The sequence below is a fragment of the Phycicoccus sp. M110.8 genome, from assembly GCF_032464895.1.
Lineage (GTDB): Bacteria > Actinomycetota > Actinomycetes > Actinomycetales > Dermatophilaceae > Pedococcus.
On the sequence record NZ_JAWDIC010000001.1, the window covers coordinates 1323228 to 1343514 of the forward strand.

At 73.3% G+C, this 20287-nt stretch carries 23 protein-coding genes, 1 tRNA gene and 1 riboswitch; of the genes, 15 read left to right on the forward strand and 9 right to left on the reverse strand.

Annotation, left to right across the window (positions count from 1 at the left end):
• Positions 1-53: 53 nt before the first annotated feature.
• Positions 54-1385, reverse strand: a complete 1332-nt coding sequence (gabT, locus tag RKE38_RS06210) for a 4-aminobutyrate--2-oxoglutarate transaminase (protein ID WP_316006578.1) — start codon at positions 1383-1385, stop codon at positions 54-56.
• Between the two features lie 150 nt (positions 1386-1535).
• On the opposite strand from gabT, the gene ligD reads away from it, so the two are divergent.
• The gene (ligD, locus tag RKE38_RS06215) at positions 1536-2510 is read left to right on the forward strand and encodes a non-homologous end-joining DNA ligase (protein ID WP_316006579.1); all 975 of its coding nucleotides are present in this window, start codon (positions 1536-1538) and stop codon (positions 2508-2510) included.
• On the opposite strand, the gene RKE38_RS06220 is transcribed toward ligD, so the two are convergent.
• Positions 2507-3640, reverse strand: a complete 1134-nt coding sequence (locus tag RKE38_RS06220) for a glutamate--cysteine ligase (protein WP_316006580.1) — start codon at positions 3638-3640, stop codon at positions 2507-2509. The two genes, ligD and RKE38_RS06220, sit on opposite strands and share 4 nt — an antisense overlap.
• Positions 3641-3753: 113 nt before the next feature.
• Here RKE38_RS06220 and RKE38_RS06225 point away from each other — a divergent pair, with 113 nt between their 5' ends.
• Genes RKE38_RS06225 through RKE38_RS06240 form a run of 4 tightly spaced genes read left to right on the forward strand, consistent with a single transcriptional unit; the run spans position 3754 to position 6800 of the window.
• Complete coding sequence (locus RKE38_RS06225) at positions 3754-4158, forward strand: molybdopterin-binding protein (RefSeq protein WP_316006581.1); 405 nt, start codon at positions 3754-3756, stop codon at positions 4156-4158.
• A complete protein-coding gene (gene modA / locus RKE38_RS06230; protein WP_316006582.1) occupies positions 4155-4970 on the forward strand; it encodes a molybdate ABC transporter substrate-binding protein in 816 nt (271 codons plus the stop codon). Before RKE38_RS06225 ends, modA begins: the two co-directional genes overlap by 4 nt.
• A gap of 1 nt (position 4971) precedes the next feature.
• The gene (locus RKE38_RS06235) at positions 4972-5757 is read left to right on the forward strand and encodes an ABC transporter permease (protein ID WP_316006583.1); all 786 of its coding nucleotides are present in this window, start codon (positions 4972-4974) and stop codon (positions 5755-5757) included.
• Positions 5754-6800: a sulfate/molybdate ABC transporter ATP-binding protein gene (locus RKE38_RS06240; protein ID WP_316006584.1), complete on the forward strand. Its 1047-nt coding sequence runs from the start codon at positions 5754-5756 to the stop codon at positions 6798-6800. Before RKE38_RS06235 ends, RKE38_RS06240 begins: the two co-directional genes overlap by 4 nt.
• A gap of 4 nt (positions 6801-6804) precedes the next feature.
• Here RKE38_RS06240 and RKE38_RS06245 read toward each other — a convergent pair whose 3' ends face one another.
• Together RKE38_RS06245 and RKE38_RS06250 are read right to left on the reverse strand one after the other, a co-directional pair.
• Positions 6805-7176, reverse strand: a complete 372-nt coding sequence (locus tag RKE38_RS06245) for a VOC family protein (protein ID WP_316006585.1) — start codon at positions 7174-7176, stop codon at positions 6805-6807.
• 101 nt (positions 7177-7277) lie between these two features.
• Positions 7278-7556, reverse strand: a complete 279-nt coding sequence (locus tag RKE38_RS06250; RefSeq protein ID WP_316006586.1) for a hypothetical protein — start codon at positions 7554-7556, stop codon at positions 7278-7280.
• A 206-nt stretch (positions 7557-7762) separates the two neighbouring features.
• On the opposite strand from RKE38_RS06250, the gene RKE38_RS06255 reads away from it, so the two are divergent.
• The 8 genes from RKE38_RS06255 to RKE38_RS06290 all read left to right on the forward strand — a co-directional run bounded on the left by RKE38_RS06255 (position 7763) and on the right by RKE38_RS06290 (position 15262).
• Positions 7763-8587, forward strand: a complete 825-nt coding sequence (locus tag RKE38_RS06255) for an alpha/beta hydrolase (RefSeq protein WP_316006587.1) — start codon at positions 7763-7765, stop codon at positions 8585-8587.
• Positions 8588-8678: 91 nt separating this feature from the next.
• Positions 8679-9278 (forward strand): hypothetical protein, encoded by a 600-nt coding sequence (locus RKE38_RS06260; RefSeq protein ID WP_316006588.1) that lies wholly within the window; start codon positions 8679-8681, stop codon positions 9276-9278.
• A 223-nt stretch (positions 9279-9501) separates the two neighbouring features.
• Positions 9502-9714 (forward strand): heavy-metal-associated domain-containing protein, encoded by a 213-nt coding sequence (locus RKE38_RS06265; RefSeq protein WP_316006589.1) that lies wholly within the window; start codon positions 9502-9504, stop codon positions 9712-9714.
• Positions 9711-10673, forward strand: coding sequence for a heavy-metal-associated domain-containing protein (locus RKE38_RS06270; protein ID WP_316006590.1), 963 nt, complete (start codon positions 9711-9713; stop codon positions 10671-10673). The genes RKE38_RS06265 and RKE38_RS06270 overlap by 4 nt, the downstream gene beginning before the upstream one ends.
• A 43-nt stretch (positions 10674-10716) precedes the next feature.
• Complete coding sequence (locus RKE38_RS06275; protein WP_316006591.1) at positions 10717-12990, forward strand: heavy metal translocating P-type ATPase; 2274 nt, start codon at positions 10717-10719, stop codon at positions 12988-12990.
• A gap of 50 nt (positions 12991-13040) precedes the next feature.
• A complete protein-coding gene (locus tag RKE38_RS06280; protein WP_316006592.1) occupies positions 13041-13331 on the forward strand; it encodes a YHS domain-containing protein in 291 nt (96 codons plus the stop codon).
• Positions 13332-13400: 69 nt separating this feature from the next.
• On the forward strand, positions 13401-14615 hold the full coding sequence (locus RKE38_RS06285; RefSeq protein ID WP_316006593.1) for an NAD(P)/FAD-dependent oxidoreductase: 1215 nt from the start codon (positions 13401-13403) through the stop codon (positions 14613-14615).
• Positions 14616-14734: 119 nt separating this feature from the next.
• Positions 14735-15262, forward strand: coding sequence for a DinB family protein (locus RKE38_RS06290; protein WP_316006594.1), 528 nt, complete (start codon positions 14735-14737; stop codon positions 15260-15262).
• Positions 15263-15304: 42 nt separating this feature from the next.
• Here RKE38_RS06290 and RKE38_RS06295 read toward each other — a convergent pair whose 3' ends face one another.
• Genes RKE38_RS06295 through arsM form a run of 3 tightly spaced genes read right to left on the reverse strand, consistent with a single transcriptional unit; the run spans position 15305 to position 17708 of the window.
• Complete coding sequence (locus RKE38_RS06295) at positions 15305-15727, reverse strand: arsenate reductase ArsC (protein WP_316006595.1); 423 nt, start codon at positions 15725-15727, stop codon at positions 15305-15307.
• Positions 15724-16821 (reverse strand): ACR3 family arsenite efflux transporter, encoded by a 1098-nt coding sequence (gene arsB / locus RKE38_RS06300; RefSeq protein WP_316006596.1) that lies wholly within the window; start codon positions 16819-16821, stop codon positions 15724-15726. The genes RKE38_RS06295 and arsB overlap by 4 nt, the downstream gene beginning before the upstream one ends.
• On the reverse strand, positions 16818-17708 hold the full coding sequence (gene arsM, locus RKE38_RS06305) for an arsenite methyltransferase (RefSeq protein WP_316006597.1): 891 nt from the start codon (positions 17706-17708) through the stop codon (positions 16818-16820). Before arsM ends, arsB begins: the two co-directional genes overlap by 4 nt.
• A 77-nt stretch (positions 17709-17785) precedes the next feature.
• Here arsM and RKE38_RS06310 point away from each other — a divergent pair, with 77 nt between their 5' ends.
• Positions 17786-18127 carry a metalloregulator ArsR/SmtB family transcription factor gene (locus tag RKE38_RS06310; RefSeq protein ID WP_316006598.1) on the forward strand — a complete coding sequence of 114 codons (342 nt, stop codon included), beginning with the start codon at positions 17786-17788 and terminating at the stop codon, positions 18125-18127.
• Between the two features lie 85 nt (positions 18128-18212).
• Positions 18213-19103: a PAS domain-containing protein gene (locus RKE38_RS06315; protein ID WP_316006599.1), complete on the forward strand. Its 891-nt coding sequence runs from the start codon at positions 18213-18215 to the stop codon at positions 19101-19103.
• A gap of 15 nt (positions 19104-19118) precedes the next feature.
• Here the strand turns inward: RKE38_RS06315 and RKE38_RS06320 are convergent.
• A tRNA-Thr gene (locus tag RKE38_RS06320) sits at positions 19119-19191 on the reverse strand.
• Between the two features lie 137 nt (positions 19192-19328).
• Complete coding sequence (locus RKE38_RS06325; RefSeq protein ID WP_316006600.1) at positions 19329-20066, reverse strand: transglycosylase family protein; 738 nt, start codon at positions 20064-20066, stop codon at positions 19329-19331.
• A gap of 8 nt (positions 20067-20074) precedes the next feature.
• A riboswitch (cyclic di-AMP (ydaO/yuaA leader) is annotated at positions 20075-20254 on the reverse strand.
• Between the last annotated feature and the right edge of the window lie 33 nt (positions 20255-20287).

Genomic DNA, 20287 nt, shown 5'->3' on the forward strand with positions numbered 1-20287 from the left:
CGACCCCGAGTCAGACCGGCGCCTCGCCGGCGCCGGGTCGGACCGGCGCTGGGTCAGACCGACGCGGCGAACGCCTCCTCGAGCACGTCCAGGCCCTCCGACAGCAGCTCGTCCGAGGACGACAGCGGCGGCAGGAAACGGAACACGTTGCCGAACGTGCCGCAGGTCAGGGTGACCAGGCCGCGCTCGTGGCAGGCCTTGTTGACCCGGCCCGCGAGGTCGGCGTCGGGCGTCTTCTTCTCCAGGTCGGAGACGAGCTCGATCGCGAGCATCGCGCCACGACCGCGGATGTCGCCGATGACACCGTGCTTGTTCGCGAGCGCCTCGAGCCGCGGGCGGAAGAGCGCCTCGACCTCGCGAGCCCGGCCGCACAGGTCGTCGGCCTTCATCGTCTCGATCGACGCCAGCGCCGCGGCACAGGCCACCGGGTTGCCGCCGTAGGTGCCGCCGAGGCCACCGGTGTGGATGGCGTCCATGACGTCCGCGCGCCCCGTGAGGGCGGCCAGCGGCATACCGCCGGCGATGCCCTTGGCGGTGGTGACGAGGTCGGGCACCACGCCCTCGTGCTCGGAGGCGAACCAGTCGCCGGTGCGGCAGAAGCCGGACTGGACCTCGTCGGCGATGAAGAGGATCTCGTTGTCACGGCACCAGTCGGCGACCATCTTCACGAAGCCCGGCGCCGGCACGATGAACCCGCCCTCGCCCTGGATCGGCTCGAGGATGACGGCGGCGGTGTTGGACTCGCCGACCTGGGCGTGCACCATCGACGTGAACGTCTCGAACGCCTCCTCCGCGCACGCCTCGGGCCCGGTGGGCCAGCGGTAGGGGTAGGCCATCGGCACGCGGTAGACCTCGGAGGCGAACGGCCCGAAGCGGTGCTTGTACGGCATGCTCTTCGCGGTCAGCGCCATCGTCAGGTTGGTGCGGCCGTGGTAGGCGTGGTCGAAGGCGACGACGGCCTGGCGGCCGGTGAAGTGGCGGGCCACCTTGACGGCGTTCTCGACGGCCTCGGAGCCGGAGTTGAAGAGGGCCGAGCGCTTCTCGTGGTCGCCGGGGGTGAGCTCGGCGAGCGCCTCGGCGACGAGGACGTACTCCTCGTACGGCGTCACCATGAAGCAGGTGTGGGTGAAGTCGGCGATCTGCTTCTGCACCGCCTCCACCACCCGCGGGTTGCCGTTGCCGACGGTGGTGACGGCGATGCCCGAGCCGAAGTCGATGAGCTGGTTGCCGTCGACGTCGCGCAGGATGCCCCCGCTGGCCTGCTCGACGTAGACCGGCAGGCCCGTGCCCACACCGGCCGACACCGCAGCCGTCTTGCGCTGCTGGAGGGCCTGGCTCTTCGGACCGGGGATCGACGTGGCGAGGACGCGCTTCTGCTCGAGCATGGGGCGAGCATAGGCCTGCACTCCGCGGCCCTGACAGGGGTGCCGGGGGGTGCGGTGCACGGTGGCCGTGGGCGCCCGGGGTCGCCTGCCCGCAATGGTGCGGTATGCCGCGTGCATGCCCCTGCGGCACACCTCCTCTAGCGTGGGCGCATGGCAGCCAAGGCGAGCTCCCCCGCCGTCGAGGTCGAGGTGGGCGACCGCGAGGTGCGGATCAGCAACCCCGACCGCGTCTACTTCCCGGCCCGCGGCGAGACCAAGCTCGACCTCGTCAACTACTACCTGTCGGTCGGCGACGGGATCGTCAACGCGCTGCGCGAGCGGCCGTGCATGCTGCACCGGTTCCCCAAGGGGGTCGGTGGGGGCGACAAGGTGCACCAGAAGCGGATCCCGCAGGGCGCGCCACCGTGGGTCGAGACCGTCCGCCTCACCTTCCCGCGCTGGAACCGGACGGCCGACGAGCTGTGCGTCACCGAGCTGGCGCAGGTCGTCTGGGCGGTGCAGATGTCGACGGTGGAGTTCCACCCGTGGAACAGCCGCCGCGCCGACGTGGAGAAGCCGGACGAGTGGCGGATCGACCTCGACCCCGGACCGGACTGCCCCTGGGACCGGGTGCAGCGCGTCGCCCACGTGGCGCACGAGGTCCTCGACGAGCTCGGCGCGGTCGGCTGGCCGAAGACCAGTGGCGGCTCGGGAATGCACGTCTACGTCCGGATCAAGCCGGAGTGGGGGTTCAAGGACGTCCGCCGGGCGGCGCTGGCCTTCGCGCGGGAGGTCGAGCGCCGGGCCCCCGACGACGTGACGACGACGTGGTGGCGCAAGGACCGCGACCCCGCCGACCTGTTCGTCGACTACAACCAGAACGCGCGCGACCACACCATCGCCGCGGCATACTCCGTGCGCGGCAACGCGATCGGCACGGTGTCGACCCCCATCGCCTGGGACGAGGTCGACGACGTCGAGCCCGACGACTTCACGATCGCGACCGTCCCTGCCCGCTACGCCGAGAAGGGCGACCTGCACGCCGGCATCGACGACGCCGTGTTCGAGATCGACCCGCTGCTGGAGTGGGCAGCGCGTGACGAGCGCGAGGGCGCGCAGGACCCGCCGGAGCCCGAGGACTCCTAGGAGTCCTGGGAGTCCTGGGAGTCCTGGGCCGCCGGGTCCCGGTTCGTCGCCTCCGCGGCTGCCGCCACGACCGCGCGCAGGTCGCCGTCCGCAGCCCGGGCGGCGGCGCGCTGCCGGTCGGCCCCGGTTCCCCCGGCGAGGATGCGGGCCAGACCGTCGCGGACGACCTCGGTGTCACCGGCGCGCTCCAGCGCCGGGCCGACCTGCTCGAACAGCGCCCAGACGACGTCGGCCGCCGGTGCCAGCGAGCCGTCGGCGGGGTCGACCAGCTGGTCCCCGACGCCGTAGCGCGACGACCGCCAGGCACCGGCACGGACGACCGCGGCCGACGTGGGGTCCGGCTCGTGGTCGCGCCACTCGGTGGCCGCCGTGTCGACCAGCGCCCGCACCAGCCCGGCGACGGTCACCGAGTCGCGGACGTCGAGGCAGACGTCGGCCACGCGCACCTCGACCGTGGGGTAGTCGACCGACAGCCGGGCGTCGAAGTAGAGCATGCCGTCGTCCATCGCCGCCCCGGTGCGCTTGAGCGAGGCGACGAGCTCCTCGTACGCCGCGTGGCTGCCCAGCGGCTCGATGGGGCCGGCGCTCGGCCAGCGTGACCACAGCTGGTGGCGGAAGCTCGCGTAGCCGGTGTCGTCGCCGTCCCAGAAGGGCGAGTTGGCGGTGAGGGCGGCCACGACGGGCAGCCGGGTGCGGATGCGGTCGAGGACTGCGACCCCCTCCTCCGGTGAGTCGACGCCCACGTGCACGTGGCAGCCGCAGACCAGCTGCACGTCCTGGACCGGGCCGTAGACCCGGGCCATCCGCCGGTAGCGCTCCTTGGGGGTGGTGATCGGCGTCGTCGGCGTGGGCGCGGTCCCGAGGGCGGCGGTCCGCGCCCCCACGGTGCGCGCCAGGGCGTCCGCGCGCTGTCGCAGGTCCGCGAGGTCGGCGAGCAGCTCGCCGAGCTCGGTCTGGGGGCGTGAGTTGGTCTCCAGCTGCTGCTCCTGCAGCTCGCCCTCGACCCGCTCGCGCAGGTCGACCGAGCGACCGGCACGCGCGTCGTCGAGTACCCGCGACGCCACGGCGACGGCACGGCCGACCTCGGGGTCGACGAGCAGCAGCTCCTCCTCGACCCCCACCGTGCGCACGCCTGCAGTCTGCCGCCGGCCGGCCGACCTCGCAGACCGCACAGACGTCGCTTGGCGCAGACGCTGCGGAAGGGGCTGTTTGTTGCCGCACCTGCGGAGGTAAGGTGCCATCCGTGCCGCTCATGAGGATCCGCGACGCCGCCACCTTCCTCGGCGTCAGCGACGACACCGTCCGCCGCTGGGTCGACGGAGGCGCCCTGCCGGCAGAGACGGACGAGGCCGGACGCAAGGTGGTCGACAGCTACCGGGTCGCCCTGCTCGCGCGCGAGCACGCCCGGGCCGTGGACGACCCGTCCGGGGTCGGGCGCTCGGCCCGGAACCGGTTCGTCGGCCTCGTGACGGACATCCGGCGCGACACCGTCATGGCCCAGGTCGAGCTGCAGTGCGGACCGTTCCGGGTCGTCTCGCTCATGAGCAGCGAGGCCGTGGACGACCTCGGCCTCGAGCTGGGGTCGGTGGCCATCGCGGTCGTGAAGTCCACCACCGTCATCGTCGAGACCCCCGGAGGCGCCTCATGAGGACCGTCACCCGCCGATTCGTCCTGCCTGCCGTGGCCGCCCTGGTCGCGTCGACCGCCGCCTGCGGGTCGGGGGCCGGCTCGGCGCAGGGGGGAGCCGCGGCCTCGTCCACGGCGGCCTCGTCCGGCGGTCGGCTCTCGGGCACGCTCACCGTCTTCGCCGCCGCGTCCCTGAAGAAGACGTTCACCGAGATCGGCGCCCGGTTCGAGAAGGCCCACCCGGGCACCAAGGTCGCCTTCAGCTTCGCCGGGTCCTCCGACCTCGTGGCACAGATCCAGCAGGGAGCCCCGGCCGACGTGTTCGCGTCCGCCGACGAGCGGAACATGTCCAAGGCCACTGCCGACTCCCTCACCTCGGGCGCTCCGGTCGACTTCGCGACCAACACCCTCGAGATCGCGGTCCCGCCCGGCAACCCCGCCAAGGTCGCGAGCCTTCGGGACCTGGCCCGGCCCGGGCTCAAGGTCGTCGTGTGCGCACCCGCCGTCCCGTGCGGAGGGGCCGCGGCGAGGGTGGAGGCCGCGGCGAAGGTGGACCTCAGGCCGGTCAGCGAGGAGCAGTCGGTCACCGACGTCCTCGGCAAGGTCTCGGCCGGTGAGGCGGACGCCGGCCTGGTCTACGTCACCGACGTCGAGGGCTCGGGCGGCTCGGTCCAGGGCATTCCGTTTCCCGAGGCGTCGGCCGCCGTCAACACCTACCCGATCGCCGCGCTCCGCAGCAGCCGGAACCCCGCCCTCGCCGCCGCCTTCGTCCAGGCCGTGACCGGCGACCCGGGACAGTCGGTCCTGGCCGGCGCCGGGTTCGGCAAGCCCTGACGTGCGCGCCCACCGGCTGGGGCTGCCTGCGTGGCTCCTCGTCCCCGCCGTCGTCGGCGGGGCGTTCGTCGCCCTGCCGCTGGTCGCCATGCTCACGCAGGTCCGCTGGTCGCGGTTCGGGGCCCTCGTGACCTCGGACTCCTCGCAGGCCGCCCTCTTGCTCAGCCTGCGCACCTCGGTCGCCAGCACGGTGCTGTGCATCCTGCTCGGGGTCCCGATGGCGGTCGTCCTGGCCCGGTCGCGCTTCCCGGGCCAGGCGTTCGTGCGGTCGCTGGTGCTGCTGCCCCTCGTGCTGCCACCTGTCGTCGGCGGCATCGCCCTCCTCTACACCTTCGGGCGCCGCGGGCTGCTGGGGCACACGCTCGACGTGCTCGGCTGGCAGGTCGCCTTCTCGACCACCGCCGTGGTGATGGCCCAGACGTTCGTCGCCCTGCCGTTCCTCGTGGTGAGCCTCGAGGGTGCGCTCCGCTCCTCCGGGCAGCGGTACGAGGAGGTCGCCGCGACCCTGGGCGCCCGCCCGACGACGGTCTTCGTCCGGGTCACCCTCCCGCTCGTGCTGCCCGGCCTGGCCTCGGGGGCGGTGCTGGCGTTCGCCCGCGCGCTGGGTGAGTTCGGCGCGACCATCACCTTCGCCGGCTCCCTCCAGGGGGTGACGCGGACCCTGCCGCTCGAGATCTACCTCCAGCGCGAGACCGACCCACAGGCGGCTGTCGCGCTCTCCCTGGTCCTCGTCGCGGTGGCCACCATCGTTATCACGCTCACCCGCCGGTCCCGGAGCGCCCTGTGAGCCTGCACGCGCGGCTGCGGGTCGTCGAGCGCGACCTGGACCTGGCCCTGGACGTCCCGACGGGGCATACCGTCGCGCTCCTCGGACCCAACGGCGCCGGCAAGTCGACCACGCTCGCCACCCTCTGCGGACTGCTCCGGCCCGATGAGGGCGAGGTGGTGCTCGACGACCGGATCCTGTTCTCCGGCAACGGCTCCCACCGCGAGGTGCCACCCCACGCACGCGGTGTCGCGTTGCTGGCGCAGGAGGCGCGGCTGTTCCCGCACCTCTCGGTGGCCGACAACGTCGCCTTCGGCCCCCGCAGTGCAGGTATGCCGCGCAGGGCCGCCCACGCCCGGGCCGCCCGGTGGCTGGCCGAGGTGGAGGCGAGCGACCTGGCCAGCCGCCGGCCGGCGCAGCTGTCCGGCGGCCAGGCCCAGCGCGTCGCGGTCGCCCGCGCCCTGGCCACCGAACCCGCGCTCCTGCTCCTCGACGAGCCGCTGTCCGCCCTCGACGTCGAGGCGGCACCGGCACTGCGCCAGCTGCTGCGCCGGGTGCTGGCCGGCCGCACCACGGTCCTGGTCACGCACGACGTGCTCGACGCGGTCCTGCTCGCCGACGAGGTCGTCGTCCTCGACGGCGGTCGGGTGGTCGAGCAGGGGCCCACCGCGCAGGTCCTCACCCGGCCCACCAGCTCCTTCGCCGCCAAGGTCGCCGGCCTCAACCTCGTCCGGGGGACGGCTCGCGACGGCGGGGTGGACGGACCGGACGGGCTCCACCTCGCGGGGCTGTCCGAGCAACCACCGGCCGACGGGGAGCCGTCGGTCGCGGTCTTCAGCCCGTCGGCGGTGGGCGTCTACCGACAGACCCCGCACGGCTCCCCCCGCAATGTCGTGCGCGCCACCGTGACCGACCTGGAGCCGCACGGCCACCAGGTCCGCGTGCACACGCCACACCTGTCGGCCGACATCACGCCGGCGGCGCTCGCCGAGCTCGGGATCGCGCCGGGCGACGAAGTGGTGCTGGCGGTGAAGGCCAGCGAGGTGGCTGTCTACCCGGGGTGACCGGTCAGGAGCTGCGAGCCGGCAGCTGCTGCAGCGACCACTGGTTGCCGTCCGGGTCGGCGAAGCGGACGAAGCGGCCCCAGGCGAGCTCCTGCACGTCCGAGCAGTCGATGCCGCGGGCGCTCAGCTCCGCCCTGGCCGCGTCAGCGTCCGCGACGACCACCTGGATGTGCTGGGTCTGTCCCTCGGGGAACATCTGCAGCCCGGTGCCGAAGCAGAACGAGCAGGCCGAACCCGGCGGGGTCACCTGGACGAAGCGGAGGCCCTCCACCGGCGTCTGGTCGAACTCCGCCGACCAGCCGACGCGCTCGTAGAAGGCCTTCGTGCGGTCGACGTCGGTGCTGGCGATGGGGACCAGCTCGATCCTGAAGTCCATGTCGTGTCCTCTCGTGGAACCACCGGGACCTCCGGCGGCACTGTCCACGCTAGGAGCGGTTCCGGCCACTTCCTGACCGGAACGAGGAGAACCCGCGGTGGTCAGGCGGGAGTGGGCTCGGCCGTCGGGGAAACGGTCCCCGCGGACTCGGCCACCGACCGGCGGTGCAGCTCGGCCAGGATGGCGTGCTCACGGTCGATGGCCGCCTGCAGGTAGGGCGGCACGGTCGACCCCGTCAGCTCGTGCCGGTCCCGGAGGGCGTCCTCCAGCTCGGCGAGCGCGGCGACGAGCTGGCGCACGCTCCAGGTGGCGGGGTCCGAGGACGGCTTCACGTCGTGGAGCGGCGTGGTGACGACCGACGGCTCGAGGAAATCGGTCATGGCAGGGCTCCTGGATGGGACGACGATGTCTGGGGCCCCGACTGCTTGAAGCCAATCGATGGTTGACCCCTTTGTCCGGTTCTGTCAACTGGACGGCGAACCCGGCACCCCTCGCCTAGGGTCGGAGCCGGTCGAACCCAGGCCTTGACCGACGTCACCACGCGCCCAGGGGCCCGTGACCGACAGAGCCCGCCGGAGGACCGAGCGTGGAAGGACCGCGTGGCGCAGGCCTGCACAGGCGGGTGCTCGCGCCCCGGGACCAGCCCGGAGCGATCACCACCTGGACGGTCGTCGACGGGGCGGCCGTGCGGGCGGTGGAGTACCGGCCCCGGGGCCCGTCGCACGGGCTCGTCTGCCTGCTGCCCGGGCTCAGCCTCACCGACTACGTCGCCCCGACCGCCCGCGCCCTGGCCGCTCGGGGCCTGCACTGTGCCGTCCTCGACCTGCCGGGCCTGGCGCGTGCGGCCCGCGTCAGCGAGGCGCACCCCGCCAGGGCCGGGGAGTGGGGTGCCGCCTGGTTGCGGACGCAGCCGGCGGACCAGCCGGTGGTGGTCATGGGGCACTCGACGGGAGCGCTCGCGGCCCTCCGGGCCGCCACGACAACCACGACGCCGCCGGACCTGGTCGTCCTCGCCGGTCCCGTCTTCGTGCCGGACCACCGCCGGCTTTCCGCGCTGGCACTGGCTGCACCGGCGGCATACCGGAGGGAGTCGCCACGGGAGCTGCCGGCGGCGCTGCGCCTGCTCCGGCACGCCGGACGGACGGCCGCCATCATCCGCTCGGCGATGCACCTGCGGCCCGAGGACCAGATCACCGACGTGACCGCACCGCTGGTCCTCACGGCCGGCGAGGCCGACACCATGGCCCCACAGCACTGGCTCCAGCACCTGCACGGCAGGGCGACCGCCTCCCCGCACAGGCAGGTCGCGGTGCTGCCGGGTTCGCACAACAACCTGTTCACCCACCCCCGCCAGGTGGCGGACGTCGTGGTGGCCGGGCTCGCACCAGGGCGGGCGCAGCCGGAGGCCTGACCGCGGGCACCCGGGCACTCGGCCGGCGTGAACCGGCCGCGTCCCCACTGCGTCCTGACGGGTACCAGCACGGCAGAACGCGAGGCACCCCATGTCCAGGCCATCCACCCCCAGCACCCGCACCGCCGCAGCAGCCGCCGGCACCGCACTCAGCGCCGCCCTCCTGCTCGCCGCCTGCGGCTCCAACGGCTCGTCGTCCGGCGGCCTCTACGGCAACGCTTCCGGCAGTTCGAGCACCTCGTCGTCGAGCACGTCGGCCCCGAGCAGCTCCGCCGCAGGTGGCCGCTACGGGAACCCTCCCGCACGCTCGGGCAGCCCCGCTGCGGCCTCGGGTGCCCCGACGACCGCACCCTCGCGCGTCGGGACGATCCTCGTGACGCAGCAGCGGATGACGATGTACGTGTTCGCGATCGACCCGCGTGGGCAGTCGCGCTGCACCGGGTCGTGCGCCACCTACTGGCCGCCCGTCCCCGCCGGCGACGCGCCCACGCACCCCGCCGCCGGGATCACCGCCACCTTCGGCTCCATCACCCGCCCCGACGGCACGAAGCAGCTGACGGTCGACGGCTACCCGGTGTACACGTACGCGGCGGACCGGACCCCGGGCGACGTCAACGGCCAAGGGGTCAACGCCTCCGGCGGTCTGTGGTGGGCGTTGTCCCCCAACGGCTCCTGGGACACCCACAGGTGACGGTCGTCCGCGTCCCGGTCGAGGACGAGCCGCGCCCGGCGCTCGACGCCTGAGCTCTTCCCGCACGCACGCACCCGGCCGGCTCGGCCGGGTGCGTCGCTGCTGCCTGCCCACCAGGCGTGGGCGCGTCCGCCCCTGCCGTTGAGGAATACGCCCGGGGGGTATACGGTGGTGCACGAGACCACACACCACTACCCCGTATGGGTATGAAGAGGAGACTGTCATGAGCACGACCACGTACCAGGTGACGGGCATGACCTGCGGCCACTGCGAGATGTCGGTCCGCGAGGAGGTCGGCCAGGTTCCGAGCGTCGAGACCGTCGAGGTCAGCGCCCAGACCGGGACGCTGGTGGTCGGCGGGCCGCAGACGATCGACGACGCCCAGGTCCTCGCGGCGGTCGAGGAGGCCGGCTACTCCGCGGTCCCGGTCCGATGAACGCGCCCACCCGGCTCGGCCTCTACGGCGCCGGCCTGGGAGTCGCGTTCGTGGCGGCCTTCGGCCTGTCCGGCGCCCTCGTGCCGCCCAGTGCCGTCACGGCCTGGGCCGGCCGAGCACACTCCCAGCCCCACGGCGGCGGGGACGACATGGGCATGGGCGCCACCGCGCACGGCGGCGACGAGCTGAAGGGCCAGTCGCTGTCGGCCCACGGCTACGTGCTGTCCCCGATCGCGGCGCCGCGGACTCCCGGCGAGCAGGGGCGGCTCAGCTTCCGGGTCGAGACCACTGCGGGTGCACCGGTGACGACCTTCGCCACCGCGCACGACAAGCAGCTGCACCTCGTCGTGGTGCGCTCCGACGGCACCGGCTACCGGCACGTGCACCCGACCCTGGACACGGCGACCGGCACGTGGTCCATCCCGTGGGCGTGGAGCGCCGCGGGCACCTACCGCGCCTACGCGGACTTCGCCACCACCGGATCCTCGGCCCAGTCGGCGACCCTCACCAGGGCCGTCGAGGTCGCCGGCTCCTACGTCCCGGTGGCCAGCACCCCCTCTCGCACGGACACGGTCGACGGGTTCGACGTCGCCGTTGCCGGGGACCTGGTGGCGGGCGCGTCCAGCCCGCTCACCGTCTCGGTCACCCGCGACGGCAAGCCGGTCACCACCCTCCAGCCGTACCTCGGGGCGTTCGGGCACCTGGTCGCGCTGCGCGAGGGAGACCTGACCTACCTGCACGTCCACGCCGAGGGCACGGCGCCCCGGGCCGGCGACGTCGCCGGGCCGGACATCGCCTTCGCGGCGGAGGCTCCCACCGCCGGCAGGTACCTGCTCTACCTGGACTTCCAGGTCGACGGGCAGGTCCACACGGCCCGGTTCGTCCTCGACGCCACCCCCGGCGCACACGCCGGCACGCCCGGCAGCAACAGCTCCACCGACACGCACAGCGGGCACTGACCTCCATCGGCCAGCGCCCGGAGACGACAGAAGGAAGACGACCATGACCACCTCGGCACCCGTCGAGCGGGACACCGGCATCGAGCTGCAGATCGGCGGGATGACCTGCGCCTCCTGCGCCATGCGGATCGAGAAGAAGCTCAACAAGCTCGAGGGCGTCACCGCCACGGTCAACTACGCGACCGAGAAGGCGAGGGTGACCGTCCCCGTCGGGTACGACCCCGCCCTGCTCGTCGCGGAGGTCGAGAAGACCGGGTACACCGCCGCGCTGCCCACGCCCGCCAGGGCAGAGGGCCCGGCGGACGGCGCCGGCGCGGGCGGCGCGGAGCAGGGCGACCACGAGCTGGCCTCGCTGCGCAACAGCCTCATCGTGACCATCATCCTGACCGTGCCCGTCATCGCGATGTCGATGGTGACCGGGCTGCAGTTCACCTACTGGCAGTGGGCCTCCCTGGCCCTCGCCGCGCCGGTGGTCATCTGGGGCGCGCTGCCGTTCCACAAGGCCGCCTGGGCCAACCTGCGCCACGGCACCGCGACGATGGACACGCTCATCTCCATGGGCACCACCGCGGCCTTCCTGTGGTCCCTCTACGCCCTGTTCCTCGGCACCGCAGGCACTCCCGGCATGACCCACCCCTTCGAGCTGACGCTGGCCCCCTCGGACGGCGCCGCCAACATCTACCTCGAGGTCGGGGCCGGCGTCACCATGTTCATCCTGGCCGGGAGGTACTTCGAGAAGCGCTCCAAGCGCCAGGCGGGGGCAGCGCTTCGAGCGCTGCTCGAGCTCGGCGCCAAGGAGGTGTCGGTGCTGCGAGGCGGCGTCGAGAACAAGATCGCGATCGATGACCTGGCCCTCGGCGACGAGTTCGTCGTCCGCCCCGGCGAGAAGGTCGCCACCGACGGAGTGGTCGTCACGGGCACCTCGGCCGTCGACGCCTCGATGCTCACCGGCGAGTCCGTCCCCGTGGAGGTGGGTCCCGGTGACGCCGTCACCGGCGCCACCGTCAACGCCGGCGGGCGCCTGGTGGTGCGTGCGACCCGGGTGGGGTCGGACACCCAGCTCGCCCAGATGGCCCGGCTCGTCGAGGACGCCCAAACCGGCAAGGCCGAGGTCCAGCGCCTGGCGGACAGGGTCTCCGGCATCTTCGTGCCGATCGTCATCGGCATCGCCGTGGCCGCCCTCGGCGCCTGGCTCGGCGCGGGCTTCCCCGTCGCCGCCGCGTTCACGGCCGCTGTCGCGGTGCTGGTGATCGCCTGCCCCTGCGCGCTCGGGCTGGCCACCCCGACCGCGCTGCTCGTCGGGACCGGCCGCGGCGCCCAGATGGGTGTCCTCATCAAGGGCCCGGAGGTCCTGGAGTCGACCCGCGCCGTCGACACCGTCGTCCTGGACAAGACCGGCACCGTCACCACCGGGAAGATGACCCTGGTCGACGTCGTCGTCGCGCCCGGCACGGACCACGCCGAGCTGCTGCGCCTGGCCGGCGCCCTGGAGGACGCGTCAGAGCACCCGATCGCGCAGGCCATAGCGAAGGCGGCCACCCAGCAGACCGGCGCCCTGCCGGTACCCGAGGACTTCGCCAACGTCGAGGGCAAGGGCGTCCAGGGCATCGTCGAGGGGCACGCCGTGGTCGTGGGCCGCACGTCGCTGCTGGCCGAGTGGTCGCTGCACCTCGACGCCGGGCTCGCCGCGGCCAAGGACGCTGCGGAGCGGGCCGGCCGGACGGTCGTCGCTGCCGGGTGGGACGGACGGGCGCGCGGGATCCTCGTGGTCGCCGACACGGTCAAGCCGACGAGTGCGCAGGCGATCGCCGAGCTCAAGGCCCTGGGCCTGACGCCGGTCCTGCTCACCGGGGACAACGAGGCCGTGGCGAGGCAGATCGCGGCCGAGGTCGGCATCGAGGAGGTGATCGCCGAGGTCCTGCCGCAGGACAAGGTGGCGGTCGTCTCCCGGTTGCAGGGCGAGGGCAAGGTCGTGGCGATGGTCGGCGACGGCGTCAACGACGCGCCCGCACTGGCCCAGGCCGACCTGGGCCTGGCCATGGGCACCGGGACCGACGTCGCCATCGAGGCCTCCGACATCACCCTGGTGCGCGGGGACCTGCGCAGCGCGGTCGACGCGATCCGCCTGTCCCGCAAGACCCTCAGCACCATCAAGTCGAACCTGTTCTGGGCGTTCGCCTACAACGTCGCGGCGGTCCCCGTCGCCGCCCTCGGCTTGCTGAACCCGATGCTCGCCGGGGCGGCGATGGCGTTCTCGAGCGTCTTCGTCGTCGGCAACAGCCTGCGCCTGCGCGGGTTCCGGAGCATCGCCGGCTGACCACCGTCGGCCGACCACCACCCCACCCAGGAAGAAGGAGCACACCACCGATGAGCAACGACCAGCAGGCCGGAGCCTCCAGCTGCTGCGGCCACGGCGCCGCACCCGAACCCACCCAGGCCACCCAGGCCACCGCCGAGAACGGTCGCGAGAACCTCCTCGCGCCGGCCGAGGATGACCTCGCGACCTGCCCCGTCATGGTGGGCAGCACCGTCGTCAAGAGCGTCGCCGAGGCCGCAGGCCTCTACCGCGACTACGAGGGCCAGCGCTACTGGCTCTGCTGCGCCGGCTGCGGTCCCGCCTTCGACGCCGACCCGGCGCGGTACGCCACCGCGTCCTGACGCCCGGCTGCCGGGGGCTCGCGACGCCACGACGCGTCGCGAGCCCCCGCTCGACCAGGAGGCACCACCATGAGCAGGACCACCCACCGCGTGGTCGTCCTCGGCGCCGGCGCGGCCGGGGCCTCCGCGGCCCGCGCCCTCGCGGAGGCGCCCGACGGCGCCTCGCCCGACGGCGCCTCGCCCGACCGTGCGTCGCCCGACGGCGCCTCGCCTGACGTGGACGTCACGCTGGTCGCCCGCACCGGAGAGACGCCGTACAACCGCATGCTCGTCAAGGCCGTCGCCCACGGACAGCTGACGCCCGAGCTGGTCCGGATGCACCTGCCCAGCGCCACCCTCCTCGCCGACAGCGCCCAGGACGTCGACACCGACGCCCGCCTCGTGCGCCTGGAGTCCGGGCACCGTCTGCCCTACGACTGTCTCGTCGTCGCCACCGGCAGCCGGCCGCGCACCATCGACCGCACCATCGAGGGTGTCGCCCACGCGCAGCGGCTGGGCCTGGTCACGACGTTGCACTCGCTCGCCGACGCCGTCCACGTCCGCGACTCCCTCGCCGCGCACGACCGCCCCGGACGCGTCATCTGCTACGGCGGCGGCGTCACGGCCGCGGAGACCGCGTCCACCCTGAGCCGGGACGGCCACCACGTGACCCTCGTCGCCCGCAGCACCGTCCCGGGCACCCGCGCCTTCGGTGCCGATGCCGCAGCCGTCATCGCCGACGACCACCACGCGCACCTGGCCGCGACCCGCTTCGGCCGCACCGTCGAGGCCGTCCACGCCCGGGAGCACGGGATCGACGTCCACCTCGACGACGGCTCCGTCATCACCGGCGACCTGCTGGTCGTGGCCCTCGGCACCCTTCCCTCGGCACCCGCCCCGTGGCGCGGCGCCGTCGCCGTGGACGACCGCCTGCGTGCGCAGGCGACAGGCGTGTATGCCGCCGGCGGCGTCGCCGTGCACCACGACGGCCTCGGCACCTGGCGCATCGACCACTGGGAGGACGCCGTCGCCCAGGGCGCCCACGCCGCCGCCATGGTGCTCGCGGCCCTGGGCCGCGCCCCCGACCCCGGGCCCTACCGACCACGCAGCCCCTTCGTGGCCCAGGTCCACGGCAGGACGGTGGCGGGAGCGGGTCTGACGACGCACGCCTCCACCCGACGGTCACCGTCCGAGCAGCTCACCCTGCACCAGCACCGGGACACCGTCGTCGGTGTCAGCGGAGTGGATGCCGTCGCCGCGGTCTACCGGTGGAGCCCGCTCCTCCACGACGCGGCCCCGTCCTGACCCGCGGCCGCGCGGAGGGACGGTCGCGCGGCCGCCGGCGCCTGCCGGCATACGCCAGCCGTCCCCGGACCGCCCGCGCGGTGGTGGACGCGGAGGCGTCCGGGGTGGACCGTGGAGGGGTGGCACTCCCCCAGCAGCAGCGGGCGGCCCTCACCTGGGTCACCGAGGACTTCGACGCACTGGTGGGCGGGGCCAGGGTCGACGAGCTCGTCCGCCCGACGAGGGGCACCCGGTGGACCAACGAGCAGCTGCTGTTCCACATGTGGTTCGGGCAGCGGATCGCCCGCGTGTTCGTGCCGGTGCTGGGCGGCTTCTCGCGGCTGCCCCCGGGTGTGTCGGTCGGGTGGTCGCGCCTGCTGGGCAGCCTGACCCGACCCTACGACTGGGTGAACTTCGCGGCACCGGTCGCCGGCTCCCGGGTCGTGCCGCTGCCCCGCGTCCGTCAGTGGATGCGCCAGGACACGCAGTGGCTGCTGCGGTGGGGTGACGAGGCGTCGGCCGTGGACCTCGCGCGCGGGATGACCGTGCCCGCCTCGTGGGACCCGTACTTCACGCCGTGGATGAGCCGCCTGGACGTCCTGGACTGGGCGCCGAAGCACTACCGGCACCACCGGGCACAGCTCACCCTCGAGGCGACGGGCGGCTGAACGGCCCCGTGTGGGCGGCCCGGGGGGTCCCGCGCGCGCCCGTCAGCTCGTGGGGGCCGCTTGTATGCCGAGCTCGCCCAGGAGCGTCGTGACCCGCCGCTTGACCTCGTCCCGGATGGGGCGCACGCCGTCGACGCCCTGGCCCGCGGGGTCCTCGAGCTCCCAGTCGAGGTAGCGCTTGCCGGGGTAGAACGGGCAGGCGTCCCCGCATCCCATCGTGATCACGACGTCCGATGCCTGCACCGCCTCGGGCGTCAGGAGCTTCGGGGTCTCCCCGGCGATGTCGATGCCGTCCTCGAGCATGGCAGCACGCACTGCCGGGTTGATGCTGTCGGCCGGGGCCGAACCGGCGGAGCGCACCTCCACCTGGCCGCCCGACAGGTGGGCCGTGTACGCGGCAGCCATCTGCGAGCGCCCCGCGTTGTGGACGCACACGAAGAGCACGGACGGTCGCTGGTCGCTCATCGGAGGGACTCCTCGGGTGTGGCGTGGGGGTAACGGTTCCTCAGGGCGAGACTGACGTAGACGAGCCCGACCAGGACCGGGACCTCGATCAGGGGGCCCACGACACCGGCCAGCGCCTGCCCGGAGGTGACGCCGAAGGTGGCGATCGCGACGGCGATGGCGAGCTCGAAGTTGTTGCCGGCGGCGGTGAAGGCGAGCGTCGTGGTGCGCTCGTAGGTGAGGCCCAGGGCCTTGCCCAGCAGGTAGCCGCCACCCCACATCAGCGCGAAGTACGCCAGCAGGGGCAGCGCGATCCGGGCCACGTCGAGCGGCCGGCTGGTGATCTGCTCCCCCTGCAGGGCGAACAGGACCACGATGGTGAACAGCAGGCCGTACAGCGCCCACGGGCCGACCCGGGGCAGGAACGAGTGCTCGTAGCGGTCCCGGCCGACGCGGCGCTCCCCGAGCCGACGGCTGAGGTAGCCGGCGAGCAGGGGGATGCCCAGGAAGACGAGCACGCTCTTGGCGATCTGCCACGGTGAGACGTCCAGGCTCGACCGGTCGAGCCCGAGCCAGCCCGGCAGCACGGAGAGGTAGAACCACCCGAGGGCGGCGAACGCGACGACCTGGAACAGCGAGTTGAGGGCGACGAGCACCGCCGCGGCCTCGCGGTCGCCACACGCCAGGTCGTTCCAGATGATGACCATCGCGATGCACCGGGCGAGGCCCACGATGACCAGGCCGGTGCGGTACTCCGGCAGGTCGGGCAGCAGCAGCCACGCCAGGGTGAACATGAGGGCGGGGCCGACCAGCCAGTTCAGGACCAGGCTGGAGACGAGCATCCGCCGGTCGGCCGTCACCGTGTCGAGCCGGTCGTAGCGGACCTTCGCCAGCACCGGGTACATCATCACGAGCAGCCCGATCGCGATCGGCAGGGAGACACCGTCGACCTGCACGGCGGTCAGGGCTCCGGCGAGCCCGGGGACGAGGCGACCCAGGGCCAGGCCGGCCGCCATCGCGGCGAGGATCCACACCGGCAGGAACCTGTCGAGCGTGGAGAGCCGAGCCGCCACCGCGGACTGGGGGCGGTTCGTGGTGGGCGTGGGAGCGGTCACGGCTTGCGCGCCCGCACGAACGCACTGGCGAAGGCACCGTCGAGCGCGGCGACCAGCTCGGGCAGCGCCATGCCCTCCGGCAGCTCGGCGACGTCGGTCACCTCGGCCATCGCCTCGAGGTCGTCACGCGAGTACTCCCGCGTCACCTCGACCGAGGCGTCCTCGAAACCGGCAGCGGTGAGCTTCTCGACGAACTCGTGGTCACGCAGGGCGCCGGAGATGCAGCCGGTCCACAGCCGCACCACCCCGCGCAGCTCCTGCGGGATGTCGCGCAGGAGCACGATGTCGGACACCGCGAACCGGCCCTCCGGTCGCAGCACGCGGTACGCCTCCCGCAGGACCGTGTCCTTGTCCGGGGAGAGGTTGATGACGCAGTTGGAGATCACCACGTCGACCGACGCGTCCGGCAGCGGCACGTCCTCGATGGTGCCCTTGACGAAGCGTGCGTTCTCGATCCCCGACTCGGCCTGGTTGCGGCGCGCCAGCTCGAGCATCTCGTCGGTCATGTCGAGTCCGTATGCCGTGCCGCCCGGGGCGACGCGACGGGCGGACAGCAGGACGTCGAGACCTCCCCCGGAGCCCAGGTCGAGGACGTCCTCACCGGGGCGCAGCTCGGCCAGGGCGGTCGGGTTGCCGCATCCCAGTGAGGCGGCGAGGGCGGTGTCGGACGGGGCCTGCGTCCCCTCGTACAGGTTGGAGCTGATCGGGTCGACGGCCGTCGCGGCGGACCCGCAGCAGCCGCCTCCGCCGCAGCAGCCCGACTCCGACCGGCCGGTGAGCAGGCTGGTCGCCGACGCGGCATACCGCTCCCGCACCGCCTCACGGACCTGCTGCTCGTCCATCCGCTCGGGTGCTCCCTGCTCGGTCGCCTTCTGGTCGGTCGCCATGACGCGCTCCTTGGTTTGACGATTGTCGAATCAGCGTCAGCATGGTCCTTTGATTCGACATCTGTCAAGATAGTGGCATGGCCGTTCTCGAGTCAGAGCCGAAGGTCCGTGAGGCCAGCTGCTGCGGCATGGCCACCTCCCCCGTGACGGCTGCGGATGCCGAGCGCCTGGCGCCCATGTTCAAGGCCCTCGGCGACCCGGTCCGGCTGCAGATGGTGTCGATGATCGCGGCGCGGCCCGAGCTGTGCGTCTGCGAGATCACGCCTGCGTTCGACCTGTCGTCGGGGACGATCTCGCACCACCTCAGGACGCTGCGGGAGGCGGGGCTCGTGGACTGCGAGCGACGCGGCACCTTCGTCTACTACTGGATCCGCCCCGAGGCCCTCGAGGCCTTGTCGGCACTGCTGTCTGCAGCCTGACCCCCGCGGCCCGGCCTCCGCGGACCGGCCCAGTCCGGGGCTTTCGGCCCCTTGCCACGCCCAGCACGGGGAGCAGGCTGGGTCCATGGACACCAAGGCCCTCCCTCCGCGCCCGTCGGCCGACGAGCTGCTGGACGCCCTCGGGCACGCCGTGATCGCGACGGACACGCAGGGCACGGTGCTGTCCTGGAACGGCGCCGCAGAGCAGCTGTACGGCTGGCCCGCCGCGGAGGCCGTCGGACGCGACATCGCAGAGGTCACCGTGCCGGAGCTCTCCAGGAAGGCCGCCGAGGAGATCATGACCGCCCTGCGGGACGGCCGTTCGTGGTCCGGCGGGTTCCCGGTCCGCAACCGCAGCGGCGCCGTGCTGCACGCGCTGGTCACCGACAGCGGCGTGTACCGCGACGGGAAGCTGATCGGCATCGTCGGCGCCTCCCTCAACCTCGGCGACGCCGTCCGGCACCTGATGGAGCGCTCCAGCGACGCCGCCGTCCTGCTCGACGCGAACCACCTCGTCAGCTACGCCAGCCCAGCGGTCGCCACCCTCTTCGGCTGGGCGGTCGACGAGGTCATGGGCACACCGCTGACCGACCGCATCCACCCCGAGGACCACCACGCCTTCGGGGAGCTGCTGGCCACCGACCCACCCCGGGCGGAGCGGATCGGTGAGCTCCGGGTCCGCACCGACGGGGCCTGGACCTGGGTGGAGGTGGCGGTGACCGACCTCTACGCGCAGCCCGGACCGCAGGGCCAGGTGTGCAACATCCGGCGCAGCGAGCGCCTGACCCGCCTCGAGGAGCGAGAGCGCATCCTCGAGGCAGTCCACTCCGAGGTGCTCCAGGACCTCTTCGCGGCGGCACTCGAGCTCGACCGCGCGCTGGCGCACGCCCCGTCCTCGAGCGCCGTGCGGATCCACGGCGCGCGCGACGCCGTGGGCCGAGCCATGCGGACCCTCCGCGAGGTCGTCAAGCCCTAGAGCCGCTGGTCAGAGAGCCGGCGATGGGACTCGAACCCACAACCCCCTGTTTACAAGACAGGTGCGCTACCGATTGCGCCACACCGGCGTGCCCGCGAGGCGGACGGCGACGATCGTACCGGCGACACGGCATACCCACCGCACACGCCAGCGGGCCCGCGCACGAGGCGCGGGCCCGCTGGTGGGCACTGCACGACCGTCCCACCCACGAGGCGGGACCGTGGCTCAGTGGTTGTTCAGGTACGTCTGCAGCGCGCGGACCGTGGCGCGGTCGAGCGTGTGCGAGCCGTTGTGGCGGGCACCGATCTTCGTCTGCAGCGCGCGGACCGTCTTCGGGCCGATGATGCCGTCGGGGGCGGAGCCGACCTTGCGCTGCAGGGCGCGGGCGTCGGCGCGGTCGAGGTTGCCGTCGACCCGGGCACCGACCCAGCGCTCGATGGCGGCGTTGGTCTTCGGGCCGCGGATGCCGTCGACGGCGAGCTTGCCGGCGGGGGCAGTGCGGCGGACCGGGGCGGTGCGGACCGAGGACCGGGACACCGTGCGGTCGGACGACGACGTCGAGCCGGCGCTGGCAGCACCGCCGTTGGCGCGGGTCAGGCCGGCGCGCGCGCCGCAGGTCGGCCAGGCGCCGGGGCCCTGCGAGGCCAGCACGCGCTGGGCGACGGTGATCTGCTCGCTCCTGCTGGCGAGGTCGGCGCGGGCGGCGTACCGGCCGCCGCCGTACGCGCTCCAGGTGCCGGAGGAGAACTGCAGGCCGCCGTAGTAGCCGTTGCCGGTGTTGATGTGCCAGTTGCCACCGCTCTCGCAGGCGGCGACGCTGTCCCAGACGGAACCGGCGGCGGACGAGGAGGTGGCGGTCGCGACACCACCGGCGACGGTGGCGGCACCGGCGACGGCGACACCGGCGACGCGGCGGCGGATCGGCTTGGGCTTACGGGCGGAGTGCTTGGGGGCGTAGAACATTCCGGGGGGTCCTTCCTGACCTGCGCCTTCGAGGTGAGCTGTCGGGTTCGGGCCGTCAGGTGCCCGGCCGGCCGGAGCCGGCTTCACCCCGAGGCCGCCGTGGCGACCGAGGTGGTTCCCCCGCCCTCGTCTGCCCGGGCTGGTGCCCGGCGGGACACCCACCTGACGAGGTTCGGCGCGGTGGGTGTGCGGTTGCTGTGGTGGGTGTGCCGTGTGCAGTT